This is a genomic window from Cupriavidus yeoncheonensis, from assembly GCF_905397275.1.
GTDB lineage: Bacteria > Pseudomonadota > Gammaproteobacteria > Burkholderiales > Burkholderiaceae > Cupriavidus > Cupriavidus yeoncheonensis.
In genome coordinates this window covers 57,463-79,090 of the sequence record NZ_CAJPUY010000011.1, presented here as the reverse complement: position 1 = coordinate 79,090, position 21,628 = coordinate 57,463, and the positions used below count along the sequence as shown (strand labels likewise).

The window sequence follows — 21,628 nt, the reverse complement described above, 5'->3', positions numbered from 1 at the left end:
CCCGCGGGAACTTTACACCCGCGCCTCGGCGGTTTCGATCAGGTCGAGCACGGGGGCGAGCGCTTCCTGTCGGCTCATCAGGCCCAGGCAAACCATGGCGAGCAGCAGCGGCGCCTTGTCCTGGCCAACGCCGGCCACGGCTTCGCACAGGCGGGTGTAGGCGAGATCGAGTTCTTCAGCTTGCATGGCGGACTCCGTCAGCGGGGGGTTGCAGGAAGGGGGCGAGGACGTCGCGGACCTGCTCCGCTTGCGGCGCGCGCCAGCGCGCGAGGACATAGCCGTCCGGACGGATCACGTACAGCGTGCCCGCCTGCGCGCCATAGCGCCCGAAGGCGTGGCCATCGAGATCGGCCAGCGCGCCGGGCTGCGGCGTGCTGCCGGCGGGAACCACCACGCGAAGCTGCAGATTCGTGGCATGCGTCTGCGCAAATGCCGCCAGTTCAGCCGGTACAGGCGCGCTATTGCCGAACCACAGCAGCGTGAAGCGCCGCCCGAAGCTGGCAGTCAGGTGTTCGCCGTCCAGGCGCGCTTCCGGCGCGGGCATGCCGGGTGCGGCGCCGAGGCAGTCGTTGCCGAAGTCCGACGGGCCGTTCAGTGCCGAGCCCGCGGCGGTATAAGCGATCGGTGCCGACTGGCGCGGGTTGATCAGCGAGCGCACCGCCGGCTGGTCGAGCGCCAGGCGCAGCGTCGCCTCGCGCATCAGGCTGAAAGCGAAATTGGGCGGCGCCATGAACTCAGTGCTCTTGGCACCGTAGGCAATATTCTGCCGCGTGGCATGGACGCGTTCGGTCGAGTAGGAATCGAGCAGGCTCGCGTCGGCGCGGCCCTGGATGACCCAGGCGAGCTTCCAGGCCAGGTTGCCGGCATCGTCGAGCCCCGAGTTGAGCCCGCGCACACCGAAGATCGGCACCAGGTGCGCCGCGTCGCCGGCGAACAGCACGCGGCCATGCCGGTACGCATCGAGCGTCAGGCACTTGGCGTTGTAGATCGAGATCCACAGCGGTTCCCACGGTTCGGTCTCGCCGATCATGTCGAGGTGGCTCTGCACGCGCGGCAGCACGTTTTCGGGTTTGACGGCTTCGACCGGGTCCTCGTCGTCGCGGATCCGGTAGTCGATGCGCCAGACGTCATCGGGCTGGCGATGCATCAGGATGGTCGAGCCCGGATTGGACGGCGGATCGAACCAGGCCAGCCGCTCCACGTCGCGCCGCGTCTTCTGCACGATATCGACGATCACGTAGCGGCCTTCGTACTGCGTGCCCGCCATGCGCAGGCCAAGCTGTTCGCGCACGGTGCTGCGGCCGCCGTCGCAGGCCACCAGCCATTGGGCGCGGACCTGCCGGATGCCCTGCGTGGTCTCGAGGTCCGCGCCGACGCCGTCGGCCTCGTGGCGCACGGCAGCCACGCGCGCGCCGAAGCGCACGTCGGCGTGCGGACCGCAGGCCAGCGCGGCCTGGTGGGCGAAGGCCTCCAGGTAGTACTGCTGAATATTGACCATGGGCGCGAAACGCTCGCCGGGTTCGCTCGGCATGCGGAAATGCAGCACCTCGGCATCGCGGTAGTAGCTGCGTCCGCCCACCCAGGGCAGGCCCTTGTCGACGGTGGCCTGGTCGGCGCCGACCCATCCGAGGATCTCCAGCGAGCGGCGCGACATGCAGATGGCGCGGCTGCCCGCGCAGTAGCCGTCATCGGCCTCCACCACGAGCGAGGCAATGCCGTGCCGCGCGAGCAGTGCGCTCAGGGCAAGCCCGACCGGCCCGCCGCCGGCGATCAGCACCGGAACGGAAGACGGCCACGGCCGCGCTTCGGTGGCCGGCGGCGCGGGGATTGCCGTGCAGGCGGGGGCGGAAAGGTCTGGCATGGACAAGCTCTGCAATGTGGTTGTGTGCGCAACTATATCGGCGAGATAGTTGCGCACGAAACTAGTGTAAACCCCGCCGGACGGATCTCTCGCCTATGCTTTGCCTGAAGCACTTGTCCGGCACTCTGTCCCTTGTCATGCCTTCCGTTCCGTCAGAAGCCGCTCCCCGCCTGAACTGGCTGCCCGCGCCCGGGAGCTGGCAATACCATCTGCTGCTCGGCGCGGCGGGCATGCTGGTGCTTGGGCCGCTGGGCGGGATTGCCGCGGCGTACATGAACTTCTCGCTCGGCTTCTTCGTCGGCGGGCAGGTGCTGGCCGGCATCCTCGGCTCGGTCGTGACTTGCGGCTACGGGGCACCGGGCCGGCACGGGGCCAACTACATCCAGACCGCGGCGGCGTCGGTCGCCGGCATGGGCGGCATGGCCGTGGTGATCCAGGCAATGAGCTGGCTCGGGCTGGCGCAGCCGCCGCTATGGCAACTGCTCGGATACTTGCTGTGCATCGGCATGTATGGCGTCGGCGTTGGCATGCTCTATACGCCGCTGCTGGTCGATCGCATGCAGCTGACCTTCCCGTCAGGTCTGGCCGTGGCCAATATCCTGCGCGCGCTGACGGATCCGCTGTTGCTGCGCCGTTCGGTGTCGCGCCTGGCTGGCGGCATGGCGGCAGGGCTGGCCAGCGGGCTCTGGCTGGCCCGGCTGGCGCCGCTGGCGGCATTCGATGTGTCAGCCTCGACCCTGGGGGCCGGGATGATCGTCGGCGCGCGCATCGGCATCGCGGCGCTGACGGGCGGCCTCGCGGGCTGGATCATGACGCCGACCTTCGTCTCGATCGGCTGGCTGGCCCCGGGCGATCCATTCCGCAAGATCACCTTCCTGATCGCGCTGGGCATGATCGTGGGTGCGGCGGTGGTCGACGTCTCGTTGCTGCTGGCACGTGCATGGCGACAGTGGCGGGGCGGGGCTGCGGCCGCGACGCGGCAAGCCAGCGGGGCCGACATGCGCTGGGTGGCCGCATGGGTGCTGCTCTGGGGTGCGGCCGTGGTGGCCGCGGGCGTGGCCTGGTTCGGGCAGCCGCCGGGCTACCAGCTCATGGCGGTGCTGCTGGTGCTGGTGTTCGCACTGGTCAATGGTATTTCCGTGGGCATGGTGGACCAGAACCCGATCTCGTCGGCATTCGTGCTGTGCGTGATCCTGATGGCCGCTGCCGGGCTGCGCGCGCCACATGTCGGCCTGATCGCCGCGACCGTGCTGCTGGTGTCCACCGCCGAGGCCTGCGACATGCAACAGGACCGCTCCACCGGCTGGCGCCTCGGCAGCAGCCGCATGGTGCAGTTCGGCTACCAGGTGGCCGGGATCATCGTCGGCGCGCTGCTCGCCGTGGCGCTGGCGCGGCTGTTCATGCAGGCGTATCCGGTGCTGGCGCTGGACCAGACCACGCTCACGGCCGACCAGCAGCCGGCGCGCTGGACTTCCGCCATGACCTACAAGATTGTCGGCGTGCTGCGCGGGCTGGCCGAGGCGCGCGGCTATCAGCACCTTGCGGTCATCATCGGGATCGCGATCGGCCTAGTGACGGAAGTGCTGCGCAAGGCGCTGCGGGCGCAAGCCGGATACCGGCGTTTCGCAGTGTCCGGCAAAGCGGGACGGACGGTGGATTTCGCGCTGGACGCTGTCCTGCTGCCTTCTCCCTATGCCTCGTCGTTCGGCGGATTCGTCAACCTGCCTGCCGCGGCCTGGATGGCGGCGGGCGGCGTCGTGGCGGGCCTCGCCGAACGGTTCGGCGCACGCCGGCCGAGCCGGTCCATGCCGGAGGACATGAGCACCATGTCGCTGATCGGCGGCGGGATGATCGCCGGCGACGCGCTCGCGGCGATGGCCATCGGCATGGCAGGACTGCTTGCCGTCACACGTGGCTGAATGTCAAATTTTCTTGACGCTTCTGTTCAATATCGGATGGATTGTCAAATCAGATGGCGCGCGTACCATTGGCGCCCATACTGTCGAATTGGCTTGATCGGAGAACCACCATGGCCCTTGACCAGGAATCCTTTGCCCTGCTGCGCGCTTCGGTGCAGCGCTTCATCGACGAACGCCTGAAGCCGGCGGAAGACACGCTCGAAGAGATCGACGACGTGCCGGCCGACATCGTCGCCGACATGAAGGAAATGGGCCTGTTCGGCATCTCCATCCCCGAAAACTACGGCGGCATCGGCCTGTCGATGTCGCAGGAATGCGATGTGGTCTATGACCTGGGCCACACCGCCTTCGCGTTCCGTTCGGTGTTCGGCACCAATGTCGGCATCGGCTCGCAGGGCATCCTGATGGATGGCACTGAAGCGCAGAAGCAGGCCTACCTGCCGAAGATCGCCAGCGGCGAGCTGATCATCTCGTTCGCGCTGACCGAGCCGAACGCCGGTTCCGACGCGGCTTCTCTGCAGACCAGGGCGGAGCTGGATGGCGACCACTACGTCATCAACGGTACCAAGCGCTTCATCACCAACGCGCCTCGCGCCGGCGCCTTCACGCTGATGGCGCGCACGGGCGGTGCCGGTGCTTCGGGCATCTCGTCGTTCATCGTGCCGGCCGACACCCCGGGCATCTCGCTGGGCAAGCCGGACAAGAAGATGGGCCAGCGCGGCACCAAGACCTGCGACGTGGTGCTGGAGAACGCGCGCGTGCCGGCCGCCAACATCATTGGCGGCGTGCCCGGCGTAGGTTTCAAGACCGCGATGAAAGTGCTCGACCGCGGCCGCCTGCACCTTTCGGCGCTGGCCTGCGGCATGGCGCACCGCCTGATCACCGACGCCGTGGCCTATGCCAAGGAACGCAAGCAGTTCGGCAAGCCGATCGGTGACTTCCAGCTGATCCAGGGCATGCTGGCCGACAGCCAGGCCGAGCTGTACGCGGGCCTGTCGATGATGCGCGACTGCGCGCAGCGCTACGATGCCAAGCCGGCCGGCAAGAGCGATCCCGAGGTCAGCATGCTGGCCTCGTGCACCAAGATGTTCTGTACCGAAATGGTCGGCCGCATCGCCGACCGTGCCGTGCAGATCCATGGCGGCGCAGGCTACATCGCCGAGTACAAGGCAGAGCGCTTCTACCGCGACGTGCGCCTGCTGCGCCTGTATGAAGGCACCACGCAGATCCAGCAGCTCATCATCGCCAAGCACCTGCTGCGCGACTGATGGCAGTCACGGCGGCGGGACGCGAGCTGGGCAGCCTTCCGGATGGCCGTGGCGCGCGTCGCCTGCGCGCCGTGGTGGCCACCTACCGGACGGACTTCCCGGCTTACACGCTGGCGGTGTCGCCAGCCGAGCTGATGGCGCTCAGCGCCATGCCCGGCGACCTGGCGGCAGCGCGCGATCCGCGCGCGCATGCTCACCTGGAACGCCTGCGTGAAGATGTGCATGACAGCGGCATCGCCCTTCCCGGGGCAATCGTGGTGGCGGTGAGCGGTGGGCGCATGCATTGCGAATGCGACCACTTGTATGCGCTGGAAATGCGGCCACAGGCCGGCGACCGGCTCATCGTGATCGATGGCTATGAGCGCCTGCTGGCGCTCGCCCACAGCGAGCGCCGCCACTGCCAGACGCTGGTGTCGGCGGTGCTGTGGCATACCGCGATGCAGCCGGCTGCCAATTCATGCACAGACGCCGCCCAGGAAGTGGCCGGCAGTGCGATGGTGCAGTCAGCCGCCGCGCGCTGGGCCAATGCCGCGCGCATCTGGCACTGAGCACTATTACCCGATTGCGCACTTGGAAGGAAACATGCCGCCGGTTGGCGGCATGTCTGTTTCTGGAGGGACCCGGAACTGGCGCCCGCGCCTTATTCGGCGGGCCAGACGCAGTCCACGTCCCGCAGCAGGTGTCCGGCGAGAATGTAATCGCCAAGCCGCGTGGCCCTGGCTTCCAGATCGAGCAATTCGTGGTCCGTCAGCGTGCCCAGGTCGAACTGACAGTAAAGGTTACGTTGCCGGAACGTTGCCTTGACCTTGGTGAGGCCCTCGATCAGCGCTTCGCGCGAGCGTACGGCGATACTTTCCTGGCCGCGATACTGCACCTTGATGCCGCGCTTCTCCCCGAGCCTGCCGAGTTCGACGGCGTCCTGCCATCCGGTCTCGTAGTCAAGCTCCAGCCCCAGCACTCCTTCCGCGGCGAGAAGCCGGAGCGCTTCCGCCTTGCTGCCAGCCCGCACGTTTGACATCCACACCTCTTGTCTCTACTTATACTGTACGAATATACAGTCAACACCAGGGCACGGCAAGGGGCGTGCCCCGTTCTGGCGCCCGGATGCCGGCGCGTCGGCCCATTCTGGCCCGTCTCCTTGTCGCCTGCGTGACAATGGCTACGGACGTGCGGCCGGCGCCTCGCCCGCCGCGGTGCCATCGGGCGTCGGCGCGGCGGCGAAGTCGCCCGCGTAGACCTGCGACAGCCCGGCCGGGCGCACGTACTTGCGAATCGTCGCATTCACCGCCTCGGGCGTGGCCGCACGCAAGCGCGCTTCCAGTTCTTCGGTGTAGGCCATGGTGCGGCCGAGGTAAAGCTGATTGGCGAGCGCGCCGGCCAGTGCGCCGTCGCTGCTGCGGCCCACCATGCCTTCCTGCAGGATGCCGCTGACGGCTTCGGACAGCTCAGGGGCGCTGATGCCGTCGCGCACGAAGCGCTCCAGCTCCTCGGCCACGGCACGTTGCAGGCGCTTCAGGTTCTGCGGGGCGTATTGCGCCTGCAGGCCGAAGCGGCCGGCGCGGTCCAGCGCACCCACATTCATCCAGCTCGACGCACCATAGCTCAGCCCTTCCTTCTGACGCAGGCGGTCAGCCAGCCGGCTGCGCAGCGAGCCGCCGCCAAATACGCGGTTGGCAATCAGCATCAGCGCATAGTCGGGCGCGTCGCTGGTCAGGTCGATCGGTTCGGCTGCCACGTAGACCGCATTGGCCTTGCCGGGCGTGGCCAGGGTAAAGTCCGCCGCGGTGATCGGCACGAAGGGCCTGTCCACGCGCGCAAACGGCTGCTGCGCGCGCCAGTCGCCGAACAGCTCGCCGGCCTGGGCGGTGGCCGCGTCGGCGTCGAAGTCGCCGACCAGGCTCAGCTGCGCATTGCCCATGCCGTAGAAGCGCGCGTGGAAATCGCGCACCTGCTCCAGCGTGGCGGCCTTGAGCGCGGCAATGCTCTCGTCGAACGTGGGCGCGTGGCGCGGGTCGCCGACAGGGTAGGGGTCGCCATGGCGGCCCAGCGCGTCGGAGGCCATCACGCCCGGTTGCCGGCGCACGCTTTCGATATCGGCAATGGTGGTGCTGCGCAGCGTGTCGAATTCAGCCTGCGGGAAGGTCGGCGTGCGCAGGATGTCACGCACCAGCGCCAGCAGTTCGGGGAGCTGTTCGCGCCGGGTTTCGAAGCCAACGGTGACGCGCTCGGAACCGCCCGAGACCATCACGCGCGCGCGCAAGGCCTCGATGCGGTCGGCAAGCTGCAGGCGGTCCATGCTGCCGGCACCGCGCTTGAGCATCGATGCCGTCAGGCCGCCTACCGTGGTCAGGCCCTGCAGGCTCTCGACATCGCCCATGCGCACGATCAGCGTGCCGTTGACCACGCCGCCGCGCGTGGGCTTGGGCAGCAGTGCCAGCTGCATGCCGTTGGCAAGGGTCTGGCGCCGGGTGTGGGCCTCGATATTGGCCGGACTCGGATCAAACGCCGGCACCGCCGCCAGCGCCGGCTTGCCCTGGTAGCCGGACACCTGCGCGGCCACGTCCGGTGTCGCGGGAATCTGCGCGCGCGGCGGCTTGTCCTGCGGCATGAACAGCCCCACCGTGCGGTTCGAGGTCTGGAAGTAGTTGAGCGCGACGCGCTGGACGTCTTCGAGCGTCACGGTCTCGATGCGGTCGCGTGCGATCAGGAACAGGCGCCAGTCGCCCTTGGCAATGGCCTCCGACAGCGCAATGCCGAGCGCACCAGGATCGTTCATGTAGTGCTCGTAGGCATTGCGCATGCGCACGCGCGCGCGTTCAAGCTCGTCGGGCGTCACCGGCGCTTGGGCAAAGCCCTCGACCTGCGTGATCAGCCCCGCGCGCGCCGCCGACATGGGCTGGTCCTTCGATGTTTCGGCCATGAAGAGCAGCGTGCCCGGGTCTTTCATCGCACTGAACGAGGTGCCGACCGAGGTGGCCTTCTTCTGTTCCACGAGCGCCTTATACAGGCGCCCGCCGGGCGTGTCGCCGAGAATGATGGTCAGCATCGCCAGCGCTGTCGTATCGGGGTGGGCGCCGGCGCTGACGTGGTACTGCGCCGCCACCAGCCCGCTGTCGCCGGGCCGCATCACCACCAGTTCCTTCGCGCCTTCCTGCGGGGGCTCCATGGTGTGCTCGGGCGGCAGCACGCGCGCCGGGCGCGCGATCGGGCCGAAATAGCGCTCGATGCGCGCGAGCGTCCAGGCCATGTCGAACTTGCCGGCGACCACCAGCACGGCATTGTCTGGCTGATAGTAGCGGCGGTAGAACGCGCGCAGGTTGTCGATGCCGACCTGTTCGACATCGCTGCGCGCGCCGATCGGCGCCTTGCCGTAGTTATGCCAGCGGAACGAGGCGGCCATCATCTGCTGGATCAGCATGCGGCCCGGGCTGTTCTCGCCCATTTCCATCTCGTTGCGCACCACCGTCATCTCGCTGTCGAGGTCGGCGCGCGAGATGACGCTGTTGACCATGCGGTCCGCCTCCATGCGCAGCGCCCAGTCGAGGTTGTCGTCGCTGGCGGTGAAGGTCTCGAAGTAGTTGGTGCGGTCCTGCGCCGTCGTGCCGTTGGAAGACATGCCGCGCCGCGCGAACTCGGTCGGGATGGACTTGCCCGGCAACGCCGGCGTGCCCTTGAACAGCAGGTGTTCCAGCAGGTGCGCCATGCCGGTCTCGCCGTAGTTCTCGTGCCGGCTGCCGACCAGGTAGGTCATGTTGACCGTGGTGGTCGGCTTGGCCGCATCGGGTGCGAGCACGATGCGCAGGCCATTGGGCAGCCGGTACTCGGTGATGCCCTCGACCGAGGTGACTTCGACCGCGCTTGCACCCGCCTGCGCCGACGTGGCCGCAGTGGCCGGGGCCGCCGCGGCAGCCGCTGGCAGGCCCAGCCATAGCAGGCCCGCGAGCGCGAGCGAGCAGGTCAGCGGAAGCGGTTTGGCTGGGCGCATGGAATCTCCGGGAAACATCGCAGGCTGGTGATTCTAGCCGGACTCCGTAGTACGGACTGTGCTCCATGGCACGGCCGCTGGCCAGAGGGGAATGTCCGAATCCAGCGGGTGCGCGCGTGCCTGAAGCGGTAGCATGCCTGCATGGAACTCGATCCCGATACCTGCTACAAGGCCGTGGCCTCGCACGACCGCCGCTTCGACGGCCGCTTCTTTGTCGGCGTATCGTCCACGGGCATCTATTGCCGGCCCGTGTGCGCGGTGCGTACCCCGAAGCGCGAGAACTGCACCTTCTACGAAAGCGCCGCGGCGGCGGAGAAGCAAGGCTTCCGTCCGTGCCTGCGCTGCCGTCCCGAACTCGCGCCCGGCCACGGGCTGGCCGATCTTTCGGGCCGCCTCGCGCAGGCCGCGGCCACGCTGATCGACGAGGGCTTCATGGCCGATGCCGGCGTGGCCGCGCTGGCCGCCCGCATCGGCGTGACCGAACGCCACCTGCATCGCCTGTTCACGGCGCAGTTCGGCGTGTCGGTGCTGGAGTACGTGCAGACGCAGCGCCTGCTGCTGGCCAAGCGCCTGTTGACCGATACCGCGCTGCCCGTGACCGAGGTGGCGCTGGCCGCGGGCTTTGGCAGCGTGCGCCGCTTCAACGATGTGCTGCGCACCCGCTATGGCCTGACGCCCGTGGCATTGCGCAAGCGGGCGTCGGAAGGCGTGGCCGACCGGCTGGTGTTCGAACTGGGCTACCGGCCGCCGCTGGCATGGCCTGCGCTGCTGGGCTTCCTGGCGGTGCGCGCGGTGGATGGCATCGAACAGGTGCGCGATGGCGCCTATGCCCGCACGCTGGCGGTGGAGGCCGGTGGCGTGGTGCATCGCGGCTGGCTGCGGCTGGATCATGTGCCCGCACGGCTGGTGTTGCGCGTGACCCTGTCGGCGTCGCTCGCACGCGTGATTCCGCAGGCGCTGGGCAAGGTGCGCCGGCTGTGCGACCTCGGCTGCCGGCCCGATATCGTCGACCGCCATCTCGGCGAGCTGGCCGCCGATGTGCCGGGCATGCGCCTGCCGGGCAGCGTCGATGGCTTCGAGATCGCGGTGCGCGCCGTGATCGGGCAGGTGATTTCGGTGGTGCAGGCACGGCGCATTCTGGCGCGGCTCGCGCAGGCGGCGGGAGACGCCTTGCCAGCGCCAGCCATGCCCATCGGCGGGTGCGTGCCGTTGACGCATTGCTTTCCATCGGCCGCGGCGCTGTCAGCGCTACCTGACACCGCCATGGCCGCCGCCAGCGTGTCGCCGGGCAAGGTGCGCACGCTGCGTGCGCTCGCGCAGCGCGTCGCCAGCGGCGCGTTGCCGCTGGAGCCCCACACGGCGCCCGAGCAGACCGTGGCCGCGCTGCGCGGGATCGACGGGATCGGCGACTGGACCGCGCAATACGTCGCCATGCGCGCGCTCGGCTGGCCCGACGCGTTCCCGGGCACCGACTATGCGCTGCGCAAGGTGCTTGGCGTGAACACCGTGCGCGCGATGCAGACGCGTACCGCGCAGTGGGCGCCGTGGCGCGCTTACGCAGCCGTCCACCTGTGGCACCGCTATGAAGCGATGAAGGCACAGGGCGACGGCGCAGTGGTACCTTTGGCGGACATGACTGCTGCCAATTCCGATATCGAGGTGACGACCGAGGTGACAACATGACCAGCTACCGCCTGATCGACAGCCCGCTTGGCGCCATGCTGCTGCGCGCGGATGGCAGCCTCCTGACGGGGGTCTATTTCGACGGGCAGAAGTACTACCCGCACGGCGCGGTGCCGGGGGCTGTGCCCGAAGGCACCGCGCGCCTGTTCGACGACGTGGCCGCGCAGATCGCGGCCTACTTCGACGGATCGCTCGAAGCGTTCTCGATGCCGCTGCGGCTGGCCGGGACCGGCTTCCAGATGCGTGTGTGGGAGGCGCTGCGCGCCATTCCGTTCGGTGAGACGGTGTCCTACGGCCAACTGACCCGGCAGCTCGGACTGCCGCATGGCCATGTCCGCGCGGTCGGCGGCGCGGTGGGGCGCAACCCGCTGTCGGTGATCGTGCCGTGCCATCGCGTGCTTGGCGCGGACGGAGACCTGACCGGTTATGCGGGCGGCACCGACCGCAAGCGCGCGTTGCTCAGGCTGGAGGGCCACGCCGCGGCCGCGCGCCTGCCGATCATGCAGCAGTCCGCGCTCGCGTTGGCCTAGGCGCGGCAGCGCAGCCAGCATGGCCCGCCTGTTCATCGCCGTGGAAACGCCGCGGACGGTCGCGGCGCATCTGGTGGGCATCGTGCCGGCGGCACGCGGCATCCGCCCGGCGCCTGCGGCGCAGGTACACCTGACCTTGCGCTTCCTGGGCGAGTGCGATGCGGGGCAGGCCGAACGCATCACCGCTGCGCTCGACGCGCTGCGCGCGGCGGATTTTGCGCTGCGCGTGACGGGCGCCGGCCGCTTCCGCGGCCAGCAGGGCAGCGTGCTGTGGGCCGGCCTTGCGCCCTGTCCCGCGCTCGACGCGCTCTATGGGGCCCTGACTGATGCCCTGCAGTCCGCGGGCATCGCGCCCGAGCGGCGGCAGTTCCGGGCGCACCTGACACTCGCGCGGTGCCGCCCCACGGTCCCTGACGCCCTGCTGCGCGACTGGGTCGCCGCGCACCGGGAGCTTGCCGTGCCGTCGTGGCAGGCGCGGCGTTTCATACTGTTCGAGAGCCGCCTGGACCGGCACGGTGCCACGCATGAGGCGATCGGCGCGTGGCCCCTGATGGCCCCCGATGACGCGCACAGCATGGCGGGCGTACCCGTTTCTGCGTGAGCGGAATCCGCCCGCCGCAGCGCGAAAGCGGCGCAAACGCTACCCCTCAAAAGTCTGTGCTCAAGTTTCGCCACAGAATGCCGAAGCCCATGCCATGAGTCTTGCCGTCGAATGCAGCGTCCCCTTAATATGTGCGGCGCTCGGGCGCAAGCCGATCCTGCCGCGACGCCCCCTTCCGACGCGCGGTGCTGCCATTCTGATGTTGCGTGATTCCATGAGCCTCCAAGATTCCCCCGAATCCACCCAAGCCGGTTCCGGCCCGCAAGACGCAATCGATGCGGAGGCGGGCATGGCGCAGCCTGACGAGCGCTACCGCCTCACCCATACCTCGCAGATCGGCACGGTGTTGCGGGACCTGTCCTGGCAGAAGTGCCTGCTCACGGTGCGCACGCGTACCGGCCATCAGTTTGTGACCTCGGTCCTGCACATGGATCCGGTCAACCGCACCTTTATCTTCGACTGGTGCAATGCCGATGCCGAACGCCATTCGCTGATGACTTCGGACGAGAACGCGTTCTCGGGCCTGCTGCGCGGCGTGCCGGTCAACTTCATGGTCGGGCGTCCGTCGGCCACGCGCTACGAGGACGGTCCTGCGTTCATCGTGGAGTTTCCCGAGAAGCTCTACCATTTCCAGCGCCGCCGCCATTTCCGCGCGCGCACGCTGGTGACCAAGGGCTACCGCTGCGAGATCCGCAATCCGGACAACAGCGTGCTGGCCCTCGATGTCGCCGACCTGTCGCTTTCCGGCGTGGGCCTGCGTTCCAGGACGGTCGGCGAGGACCGGCTGCCGGTCGGCACCATGGTGAGCCGCTGCCGGCTGGACTTCCGCGAGCTGGGCAAGCTCGACATCGACCTGCAGGTCGTGGGCCACTGGCTGGTGGGAAACGACGACAGCGCCATCCACCACTACGGCTGCGCCTTCGTCAACCCGGACGGCCGCATGGAGAACTTCCTGCAACGGCTGGTGTTCTCGCTGGAGCTTGCGCACCGCGGCTGATGCGGCGGCTTATGGTGCATTGTGGGTGGCTGCATTGCCCGCTCGCATCGCGGCACCGTGCCGGTCGTGCGACGGCGACAAGGAGCGCGACCATGACCCGCAGCGGTCCGGCCCCGGCAGGCGCCCGGCCGTGATCAGGAGGTAATGAGGCGGCCGATGGCCGCGGCGGCTTCGCGCATCGGCGGCAGCAGACGCGTCACCATCTCCGCCTCCGTCACCTTGGCCGCGCGCACGCTCACGCTGATGCCCGCCAGCACGATGCCGGCGGCCGAGCGCACCGGCACCGCGATCGCGCGCAGGCCCGGTTCCAGCTCTTCATCGACGATCACGTAATCCAGCTCCCGGGCACGCTCGAAGCAGCTCTCCAGTTCCTGGCGCGACACCTTGGTCTGCAGCGTGCGCGGCCGCAGGTCCGCATGCTCGAAGAAGCCGTCGAGCACCGACGCCGGTTGGTGCGCCAGCAGCAGGCGCCCGTTGGACGTGCAATAGGCCGGCAGCCGGCTGCCCATGCCAAGCGAGTAGTTGACCACGCGCTGCACTTCCGAGCGCACCAGATACAGGATGTCGGTGCCATCCAGGATGGCCAGCGTGCAGGTTTCGTGGATGCGCGCGCTCAGGTTGTCGAGGATCGGCTGCGACAGCGACACCAGCGACGTCGACGAGAAATACGCATGCCCCAGGTGCAGCACGCGCGGGCGCAGTGCGAACTGCCCGTCCTGCTGGCTGACGTAGCCAAGCTGCTCGAGCGTGTACAGGCAGCGGCGCACCGACGCGCGCGACAGCTGCGTGCGCTGCGCCACCTGCGAGATCGTCAGCGGGCGCTTGCGTTCGGAAAATGCTTCGAGCACGGTCAGGCCGCGCGCCAGCGACAGCATGAAGTTCGGATCGCCGGAGAAACTGCCGAGCAGGTCGGACTGGGGGTGGGCAACTCGGACCGTATCGGCCTGGGCCTGGCCGATGCCAAGGGGGCGGGTAGTCTCCATCATGCTTGTCTTGTTCGATAATCGCGCAATCTTAAACGGAGTTGGCGCCGCGGGCCAGCGGTTTCGCTATCGCAGGAAGGCAGCGCTCCCGGCCGACCAGCGCGGGTGCTCGTCAGAGCTTCTGCTGGGCTGCGAGCGAGAAGATCTTCGCCCAGCGCCGCGCGTGATGGCGCGTGGGCATGGGAATGCGCCAGAGCGGCCGGGCATTGTGCTCGAGCCGCAGGGCCAGCAACCAGGCGCCCGCATCGGAGACCGGCTCGGCGCCGGCGATGTCGGCGAAGATGAAGCGCGATTGCGCGTCGCCAAGCGTCACCGTGCCGAGCTTGCGTTCCGCATCGACGCGCAGGGTGCCCCACGTGCCGTCGAGCGAGAGGATGCGCTCGCCGCGGATGCGCACGCCATGAATGGCGCGCCAGCGCCGCACGCCGTGCGCGACCAGTGCGGCCAGCAGCGCAACGGCAAGCGCGACGGCGCCGGCACCCGCAAGGGCGCCGAACGCGGCGGCGACGGCATGGTAGAGACGGATGTACCCGTAGATCAGGGCGCCGATGAGGGCAAGGCCGAGCAGGATGAAGGGCACGTTCGGATCCGCGCGTGCCGGGCGCGCGGCCCGGCGGTCAAAGCAGCGATTCTACCGGTGCACCGATGGCCCGGCCGCGCCCCTCCGCCCGCATCAGAACTTGTGCCGCACGCCCAGGGCCACGCCGAGCATATTGCTCTGCCCGTTGCCAAGCACGTAGTTGTTGCCGAGCGCCAGGCTGTTGGCATAGAAGGTTGCCAGCGATTCCAGCATCAGGCCGGCGTTCTTCGCATAGGCCGTGGTCAGGTAGACGTCGGTGCGCTTGGAGAACGAGTAGTCGGCCACGAAGGAGATCTGCCACGGGTTCGGCACGCCGGTGTTGCCATACAGGTTCTTGACGTTGTCGTAGCTGTATTCCAGCGTGAGCTGCACCGCCGGCGTGACCTGGTAGTTCGCGCCGATCCAGTAGTAGTCATCGCGCTGGATCAGGGTGTCGCTGGCGTTCCTGTTCTGACCCCAGCGGTAGCCGCCCATGATCTTGGCCGGGCCAATCGCATAGCTGCCACCCACCACGGCCTTCTTGACCGTCCCGCTGCCGGTGCCGATGGTGGGATTCCACTGGTCATAGCCCGCTGTCGCGGCGAACGGGCCGATGGTGTAGACCAGGGCCGCCCCATAGGCGGTGTCGCGCCGGAACTGGCCCGGGACTTCGCCGTTGCCGCCGATCGGAATGGGCAGGCCCACGGATGCCGGCAGCGCGACCCCCGCGCCGAACGACCAGTGTGCAAGGGCCGCGACCGGACCGAACTTCCCGGTGTACTTGACGGTGTTGTCTTCGCGGTAATTCGGGCCGGACTGCATCACGACCGGCTCATACTGCGTCGCGTAGGCGGTCGGCGAGAAGTTGGCGAGCGCCTCGAACATCGAGGTGTACTGGCGGCCCAGGCTGAGCTGGCCAAAGCGTTCGTCCTGCACGCCGACGAACGCCTGCCGGCCGAACAGCCGTCCGCTTTGCTGCAAGGCGCCGTTGTCGGTGCCGAAGCCGCTTTCCAGCACGAACACGGCCTTGAGCCCGCCGCCCAGGTCCTCCATGCCGCGCATGCCCCAACGAGAGCCTGAGAGGCCGCCGGAGGTGAGCCGGAAGACATCATGGCCGGTGCCTGGATTGAACTGGTTGGCCGAGGTCGGCACGGCGCCGACGTGATTCACGTATTCGATGTTGGCGTCTACCACGCCATAGAGTGTGACGTTTGACTGCGCAACGGCGGCCAGGGGGCACGCCAGCAGGGATGCAAGGGCCGTTCTTTTCAGTGACATGCTCGATCTCCTGTCTTTTTTCTCTGGTCCGGGCGGACTTGTCAGCATTCTTTGTGCTGCAATCACTGCGCTCGCAAGGCCTTCGGGAGCCTGTACGAGCTTAGGCGTACGATCCGTCTCCTGCCAGCAGGTCGCGCAGGAGCGTTGCGTCCTCGCGACGGTCGCCGGCCAGCCGTAGCGGGCACCGCCGCCGGGCCATGACGCGCCCGGCTTGCTGCCGGCCAACGGTGTCGGATGCCTCGGAGGGAGAGGCGCCTCTTGTATCGAACTTGTCGCTGCGCGGACCAGGGCGCGTACTGGCCGGTCCGCGCACTGGCGCCCTATGCCTTGCGCGCCCGGAGGAACCTGAAGAACTCCACGCCTTCCTGCAGGCGCCGCTTCATCATGTCCCAGCTCATCAGCATCTCGCGGACGATTTCCCAGATCTTCGATGGCCTGAAATAGAACCGCTTATAGAATTCCTCCACGCCAAGGTAGATCTCTTCGCGCGACAGGTGCGGATAGCCGATGGTCGAAGCCTGGGTGCCGGAGTCGTTGAGGAGGGTGATGACCTTGCTGTCATTCAGCCATCCGTTCTCGACCGCCTGCTTGTGCAGGACCGTGCCCGGATAGGGCGCCGCGAGTGACACCTGGATGGTGTGGGGGTTGATCTCCTTGGCGTACTGGATGGTCTTCTTGATCGTTTCGTGCGTCTCGCCTGGGAGCCCGAGAATGAACGTGCCGTGGATCTTGATGCCGAGCTTGCGGCAATCGTCACTGAAGCGGCGCGCCATATCGGTCCGCAGGCCCTTCTTGACGTTCACGAGAATCTGGTCGTCGCCGGATTCGTAGCCGACGAGCAGCAGCCGCAAGCCGTTCTCTTTCATCACCTTGAGGGTGGAATAGGGCACATTCGCCTTGGCATTGCACGACCACGTCACCCCCAGCTTGCCCAGGCCGCGGGCGATCTCTTCCGCTCTCGGCCTCAGGTCGGTAAAGGTATCGTCGTCGAACATGATCTCCTTGACCTCGGGCATGTTGTCCCGGATCCACTTGACCTCTTCCAGAACGTTCTCGACCGAACGCGTGCGATAGCGATGCCCGCCGACGGTGTGCGGCCAGAGACAGAACGTGCAACGGGATTTGCAGCCGCGCCCCGTGTAGAGCGAGACATAGGGATGCTTGAGGTAGCCGCTGAAGTAATTCCGGGTCGTCAGGTCGCGCTTGTAGACGGGTGCGACGAATGGAAGCTGGTCCATGTCTTCCAGGATCGGCCGGGCGTCGTTGTGCATGATCGCGCCATCGGGCAGCCGATAGCTGAGCCCGAGGATCGACGCGAAAGGCAGCCCCTGCGCGATGTCGCGGCAGGTGAAGTCGAATTCTTCACGGCACACGAAATCCAGTGCGTCGCTTGCGGTAAGCGAGCCGTGAGGATCAACGGCGACTTTTGCGCCGACCATTCCGATCAGGATCGCGGGCTTGCGGCGCTTGAGATGTTCCGCGAACTGGATGTCGCTGGGGAACGACGGAGAGCTCGTATGAATAATGACCAGTTCGTACGGCTCGGCAATGTCCAGGGTCGCTTCCAGCGACAGGCCGTCTGCGGGAGCATCCACGAGGCGGCTATCCGGGACCATTGCAGCGGGCTGGGCGAGCCACGTCGGATACCAGAAAGACCGGATCTCTCGCTTCGTCTGGAAGCGCGAGCCCGCTCCCCCGTCGAAGCCGTCATATGAAGGTGCCTGCAGAAACAGCGTTTTCATAAATGTCCTCGAAGAAAGTAGTCGGCTTGACTGCGATCGTCACCGGTATGAACTCGCGAAACCGCGGCAATCACAGGGGGAGCAGGATGCGGCTCAAGAATACTACGACTTGCGGGCTGGACATCGCGAAAAAGTTGGCCGGTCCGCAGGCATGGCGCGATGACATGGAGGGCGGCCGGTCACATGTACCGGTTGCCGACCGCCACGCTTAATGGAAAGGGCACTTAAGAGCGGTGATCGGGCCGTGATCGCATGCCGCCTTCATCCGGCATAAGCGAAGCGCTCTGTACTATATTTGGTCGAGTCCGAAGGAATCAGCGTGGCGCTTGGTGCACCAATGCGGGAGGTGATGTGTGGCGCTCAATCACGACAGCACAGCCGGCGTGCCTGTGGGCAATGGCCAGCACGTCAGTCCGGCCGAATTCCTGCTGATGGCGGGCTTTCTCGCCTACCAGGCTCCCCGGGCGGCGGTCGATGCCCGGGCTGCTGCGCGACGCGTCCTGGATGCCGTGCTCGGCGCGGCGGCCGCTCATGGATTCGCGCATTCGGCAGCGCTCGAATCGATGATGGCCAGCGCCGAAAAATCTGCGCGCGTGTGGCGGCTTGCGGAGCAGGCAACCACCGCCGTCGGCGATACGTTCGCTTACCTGCAAGTGATTCGCGCTGCCGGCGTGATACTGGAGACGGACCCCTGAACGTGTCATGACACCGGCAGCAAGCGCCCGGCGGCTCACCGCCGGGACGCTTGCCGCGCGCGTCATGAAAGCTTCCGACCCAGCGTCTCGGGCACCATCGCCAGCCCCAGCAGCGAGACCAGGCCGCAGCCGATCAGGTAGAACGCAGGCGCGTTCGGACTGCCCGTCATGTGGATCAGCACGGTCGAGAACAACTGGGCGAAGCCGCCGAACACCGCGATCGCCACGTAGTAGGTCACCGCCATGCCGGTGGCGCGCAGGCGCTGCGGCAGCACCTCGCTGACCAGCACCAGCGTGGCGGGCGAGGTCATCGCCATCGGGATCGCCAGGCAGCCGACCACCACCAGCAGGCAGGTCAGGGACGGGAAGGCATTGATCACGACGAAGGCCGGGTACGCCATCACCAGCAGCGCCAGGCGCGACCACCACACGATGGTGCGGCGCCCGAACCGGTCGCTCATCCAGCCGGCGATGGGGCCGAAGATCACCATCATGCCCGCCGCGACAAAGCCGGCCCAGACCGCGTCGCCGCGCGGGATGTTGAGCTGGAAGGTGGCGTAGTTGGGCAGGTAGTAGGCGATCAGGTGTACGGCGGCGGCCAGGCCGGTCATCAGCAGCACGCTGGCCACCAGTTCGCGCCAGTACTGGCGCATCAGCTGCCAGCCGCCGGCGGCGGCCTTCTTGCGCGCGGGCGGCTCCAGCGTTTCTTCCAGGCGGCGGCGAATGACCTGGCCGACCGGGATCACCAGGATTCCGATCAGGAAGGCCACGCGCCAGCCCCAGTGCTCCAGGGAAGCCGGGCTCAGGGAATGGCTGAGCACAAGTGCCACCAGTGCGGCAAAGACGGCGGCAATGCCCTGGCTGGCGGTCTGCCAGCTGGTGTAGAAGCCGCGCGAACGTTCGTCCGCGTACTCCATCAGCATCGCAGTGGCCGAACCCATCTCGCCGCCGATCGCGAAGCCCTGTATCAGCCGCGCCACGATCATCAGGACCGGGGCCATGATGCCGAGCTGGGCATAAGGCGGCGTCACCACCAGGATCAGCGCGCTGAACGCCATCAGCCACATCGACAGCAGCACCGCCGGCTTGCGGCCGCGGCGGTCGGCATAGGCGCCGATCACCAGCCCGCCGAGCGGGCGCATCAGGTAGCCCGCGCCGAACGTGCCGAACGACAGCAGCAGCTGGCCAAACGGATTGCCCACGGGAAAGTAGAGCGGAATGATCAGCATGGCGAAGAAGTTGTAGACGCCGGAGTCATACAGCTCCAGCGCGCCGCCGATGGTGATGGCCGTAATGGCCGACGCCTTCGACATGGGTTTCTTCTGGTCCGCGTCCTGGCTGGATACCGGCGGGTGCGTCGGTGCGGCCATGGTGGTGGGGTCGAGGGGCATTGCAACTCTCCTGGCGCGGCAGGCCGGTGAGTCCTGTCCGGCTGCCGCGTTGTCTCAATCTGAAATCGATGACGGGCCTCGGGCGGTTCCGTCCACTTGACCTGGTTCCGGTTCCGCTACTCGGGCTGAAGCCCCGCGCGGCGCACGGCGAGCGGCCATTTCTTCTGCTCCGCCTCGATGAGGCCCGCGAATGCCTGCGGGGTACTGCCGACCGGCTCGAAGCCCTGGCTGGCCAGGCGCTGCCGGACGGCCGGGTTGCGCATGACCTTGGCCAGTTCCCCGCTCAGCCTGGCCACCATCTGCGGCGGCGTGCCGGCGGGCGCCACCAGGCCATACCACTCGCTGGAGTCGATGCCGGCAACGCCAGCCTCGGCCAGCGTCGGCACGTCGGGCAACTGCGGCAGGCGGTGCGTGCTGACCACCGCGAGCGCCTTGAGCTGCCTGGAGCGCAGCAGCGGCTCCACCACCGGCAGGCCCGGGAACATCAGCTGGACATGGCCGCCGACCAGGTCGGCCAGCGCGGGTGGCGCGCCCTTGTACGGCGCGTGCACGATATCGACGCCGGCCGCCCGCTTGAAGGATTCGCCAATCAGGTGAAGCTGCGTACCCGGCCCCGAAGAGGCGTAGCTGAAGTGCCCGGGACTGGCCTTGGCTTTCGCCACCAGCTCCTGTACCGAGCCGGCCACTGCGGGGTTGACCACCATGACATAGTTCAGGCTGACCAACTGCCCGACCGGCACGAATTCGCGCGACAGGTCCACCACGGTGCTGCCTTGCAGGCTGCGGTTGATGATCATCGGCGTGGTCGCCACCAGCAGGGTGTAGCCGTCCGGGGCTGCCTTCGCGGCAGCGGCTGCGCCGATGTTGCCGGCCGCGCCGGGGCGGTTCTCGATCACCACCGGCTGGCCGAGGCCGCCGGACAGCTGCTCGGCCACCACGCGCGTGGCCATGTCCACACTGCCGCCGGCGGGCCACGGCACGATGACGCGGACGACGTGATCCGGATAGGCGCCCTGCGCCCATGCTCCGGTCATCATCATGGCCGTGAGTCCGATCGCGCCAAGCACCTGCCGCCTGCATCGCGTCTGCAATGTCATAACTGTCTCCTCGCTTCTTGCCGGTATCCCGCCGCGGCGGCGGGACACCCGTGCGTTATTCCAGCCGGAATCCCGTCTGCTTGATGGCCAGCGCCCATTTCTTCTGCTCGGCGGCCATGAAGGTCGCGAACTGGTCGGGCGAGCCGCCGGCAGCCGGCTCATACCCCTTGCTGGCCAGCTGCTGGCGCACGCCGGGCGCATTGAGCGCCTTCTCGATCTCCTTGCCCAGCAGCGCGACGATGTCCTTCGGCGTGCCGGCCGGAGCCACCAGGCCGTACCATTCGCTCGCCTCGATGCCGGGGAAGCCGGCCTCGGCCATGGTCGGGATCTCCGGGAACAGGGGCAGGCGCTGCTTGCTGGCCACTGCAATGCCCTTGAGCTGGCCGCCCTTCACGAACGGCATCACCGCCGGCACGCCGTGGAACATCATGTGGATATGGCCGCCCACCATGTCGGTGAGCGCCTGCGGGCCGCCCTTGTACGGCGCGTGGACGATATCGACGCGGGCCATGTCCTTGAAGACTTCGCTGACCACGTTCTGCTGCGTGCCGGGGCCTACCGATGCGTAGCTGAGCTTGCCGGGCTCCGCCTTCGCCCGGGCGACGAGATCCTTGACCGAGCCCGCGACGGACGGATTGACCACCAGCATGTAAGGCGAACTCGCCATCAGCCCGAGCGGCGCGAAGTCCTTGCCCAGGTCGAACGGCAGGTTCTTCTGCAGGCTCGCGTTGATGGCCATCGGCGCGCTGGCGACCAGCAGCGTGTAGCCGTCGGGCGCGGACTTGGCAGCCGCGCCGGCGCCGATATTGCCGGTCGCGCCGGGACGGTTGTCGACCACGAACTGCTGGCCCAGGCTCGCGGTCAGCTTTTCGGCCACGGTGCGGGTGACGGTGTCGACACCACCGCCTGCCGGCCACGGCACGATGATGCGCACCGGGCGGTTCGGGTAGGCGCCCTGGGCCAGGGCGCTGGCGGCACAGGCGGCAAGCGCAATGGCGCCAAGGGTGCGGCCGGCGCGGTGCAGTACGGATTTCATGGG

Annotated in this window: 19 protein-coding genes; 8 read left to right on the top strand and 11 right to left on the bottom strand. The window is 67.8% G+C overall.

Features of this window, described 5'->3' with window-relative positions:
* Positions 1-12: 12 nt before the first annotated feature.
* Both KHO22_RS16465 and KHO22_RS16460 read right to left on the bottom strand, forming a co-directional pair.
* The gene (locus tag KHO22_RS16465; RefSeq protein WP_211948224.1) at positions 13-186 is read right to left on the bottom strand and encodes a hypothetical protein; all 174 of its coding nucleotides are present in this window, start codon (positions 184-186) and stop codon (positions 13-15) included.
* The gene (locus KHO22_RS16460; protein WP_211948223.1) at positions 176-1,861 is read right to left on the bottom strand and encodes an FAD-dependent oxidoreductase; all 1,686 of its coding nucleotides are present in this window, start codon (positions 1,859-1,861) and stop codon (positions 176-178) included. The genes KHO22_RS16465 and KHO22_RS16460 overlap by 11 nt, the downstream gene beginning before the upstream one ends.
* Positions 1,862-1,998: 137 nt before the next feature.
* On the opposite strand from KHO22_RS16460, the gene KHO22_RS16455 reads away from it, so the two are divergent.
* The 3 genes from KHO22_RS16455 (at position 1,999) to KHO22_RS16445 (ending at position 5,596) form a co-directional block, all read left to right on the top strand.
* Complete coding sequence (locus KHO22_RS16455) at positions 1,999-3,780, top strand: OPT/YSL family transporter (protein WP_211948222.1); 1,782 nt, start codon at positions 1,999-2,001, stop codon at positions 3,778-3,780.
* A 110-nt stretch (positions 3,781-3,890) separates the two neighbouring features.
* Positions 3,891-5,048, top strand: a complete 1,158-nt coding sequence (locus KHO22_RS16450) for an acyl-CoA dehydrogenase family protein (protein WP_211948221.1) — start codon at positions 3,891-3,893, stop codon at positions 5,046-5,048.
* A complete protein-coding gene (locus KHO22_RS16445) occupies positions 5,048-5,596 on the top strand; it encodes a hypothetical protein (RefSeq protein WP_211948220.1) in 549 nt (182 codons plus the stop codon). Before KHO22_RS16450 ends, KHO22_RS16445 begins: the two co-directional genes overlap by 1 nt.
* 92 nt (positions 5,597-5,688) lie before the next feature.
* Here the strand turns inward: KHO22_RS16445 and KHO22_RS16440 are convergent, their stop codons facing one another.
* Positions 5,689-6,066: a PHA-granule associated protein 4 gene (locus KHO22_RS16440; protein WP_211948219.1), complete on the bottom strand. Its 378-nt coding sequence runs from the start codon at positions 6,064-6,066 to the stop codon at positions 5,689-5,691.
* Between the two features lie 141 nt (positions 6,067-6,207).
* Positions 6,208-9,033, bottom strand: coding sequence for a M16 family metallopeptidase (locus KHO22_RS16435; protein WP_211948218.1), 2,826 nt, complete (start codon positions 9,031-9,033; stop codon positions 6,208-6,210).
* A 141-nt stretch (positions 9,034-9,174) separates the two neighbouring features.
* Here KHO22_RS16435 and KHO22_RS16430 point away from each other — a divergent pair, with 141 nt between their 5' ends.
* The 4 genes from KHO22_RS16430 to KHO22_RS16415 all read left to right on the top strand — a co-directional run bounded on the left by KHO22_RS16430 (position 9,175) and on the right by KHO22_RS16415 (position 12,844).
* On the top strand, positions 9,175-10,716 hold the full coding sequence (locus tag KHO22_RS16430) for a DNA-3-methyladenine glycosylase 2 family protein (RefSeq protein ID WP_211948217.1): 1,542 nt from the start codon (positions 9,175-9,177) through the stop codon (positions 10,714-10,716).
* Positions 10,713-11,246: a methylated-DNA--[protein]-cysteine S-methyltransferase gene (locus KHO22_RS16425; RefSeq protein WP_211948216.1), complete on the top strand. Its 534-nt coding sequence runs from the start codon at positions 10,713-10,715 to the stop codon at positions 11,244-11,246. Before KHO22_RS16430 ends, KHO22_RS16425 begins: the two co-directional genes overlap by 4 nt.
* A gap of 19 nt (positions 11,247-11,265) precedes the next feature.
* The gene (gene thpR / locus KHO22_RS16420; RefSeq protein ID WP_211948215.1) at positions 11,266-11,847 is read left to right on the top strand and encodes an RNA 2',3'-cyclic phosphodiesterase; all 582 of its coding nucleotides are present in this window, start codon (positions 11,266-11,268) and stop codon (positions 11,845-11,847) included.
* A gap of 214 nt (positions 11,848-12,061) precedes the next feature.
* Positions 12,062-12,844, top strand: coding sequence for a flagellar brake protein (locus KHO22_RS16415; protein WP_420839609.1), 783 nt, complete (start codon positions 12,062-12,064; stop codon positions 12,842-12,844).
* Positions 12,845-12,978: 134 nt separating this feature from the next.
* Here KHO22_RS16415 and KHO22_RS16410 read toward each other — a convergent pair whose 3' ends face one another.
* The 4 genes from KHO22_RS16410 to hpnJ all read right to left on the bottom strand — a co-directional run bounded on the left by KHO22_RS16410 (position 12,979) and on the right by hpnJ (position 17,406).
* Positions 12,979-13,827 (bottom strand): IclR family transcriptional regulator domain-containing protein, encoded by an 849-nt coding sequence (locus KHO22_RS16410; RefSeq protein WP_211948348.1) that lies wholly within the window; start codon positions 13,825-13,827, stop codon positions 12,979-12,981.
* 112 nt (positions 13,828-13,939) lie between these two features.
* Positions 13,940-14,407 carry a hypothetical protein gene (locus KHO22_RS16405; protein WP_211948213.1) on the bottom strand — a complete coding sequence of 156 codons (468 nt, stop codon included), beginning with the start codon at positions 14,405-14,407 and terminating at the stop codon, positions 13,940-13,942.
* 93 nt (positions 14,408-14,500) lie between these two features.
* Positions 14,501-15,664: a porin gene (locus KHO22_RS16400; RefSeq protein ID WP_211948212.1), complete on the bottom strand. Its 1,164-nt coding sequence runs from the start codon at positions 15,662-15,664 to the stop codon at positions 14,501-14,503.
* Positions 15,665-15,984: 320 nt separating this feature from the next.
* The gene (gene hpnJ, locus KHO22_RS16395; RefSeq protein ID WP_211948211.1) at positions 15,985-17,406 is read right to left on the bottom strand and encodes a hopanoid biosynthesis associated radical SAM protein HpnJ; all 1,422 of its coding nucleotides are present in this window, start codon (positions 17,404-17,406) and stop codon (positions 15,985-15,987) included.
* Between the two features lie 353 nt (positions 17,407-17,759).
* Between hpnJ and KHO22_RS16390 the strand changes: the two genes are divergently transcribed.
* Positions 17,760-18,101, top strand: a complete 342-nt coding sequence (locus tag KHO22_RS16390) for a hypothetical protein (protein WP_211948210.1) — start codon at positions 17,760-17,762, stop codon at positions 18,099-18,101.
* Positions 18,102-18,163: 62 nt separating this feature from the next.
* Here the strand turns inward: KHO22_RS16390 and KHO22_RS16385 are convergent, their stop codons facing one another.
* The 3 genes from KHO22_RS16385 to KHO22_RS16375 all read right to left on the bottom strand — a co-directional run bounded on the left by KHO22_RS16385 (position 18,164) and on the right by KHO22_RS16375 (position 21,625).
* Positions 18,164-19,492, bottom strand: coding sequence for an MFS transporter (locus KHO22_RS16385; RefSeq protein WP_211948209.1), 1,329 nt, complete (start codon positions 19,490-19,492; stop codon positions 18,164-18,166).
* 116 nt (positions 19,493-19,608) lie between these two features.
* On the bottom strand, positions 19,609-20,589 hold the full coding sequence (locus KHO22_RS16380; protein ID WP_211948208.1) for a Bug family tripartite tricarboxylate transporter substrate binding protein: 981 nt from the start codon (positions 20,587-20,589) through the stop codon (positions 19,609-19,611).
* Positions 20,590-20,644: 55 nt separating this feature from the next.
* On the bottom strand, positions 20,645-21,625 hold the full coding sequence (locus KHO22_RS16375; RefSeq protein ID WP_211948207.1) for a tripartite tricarboxylate transporter substrate binding protein: 981 nt from the start codon (positions 21,623-21,625) through the stop codon (positions 20,645-20,647).
* Positions 21,626-21,628: the final 3 nt, after the last annotated feature.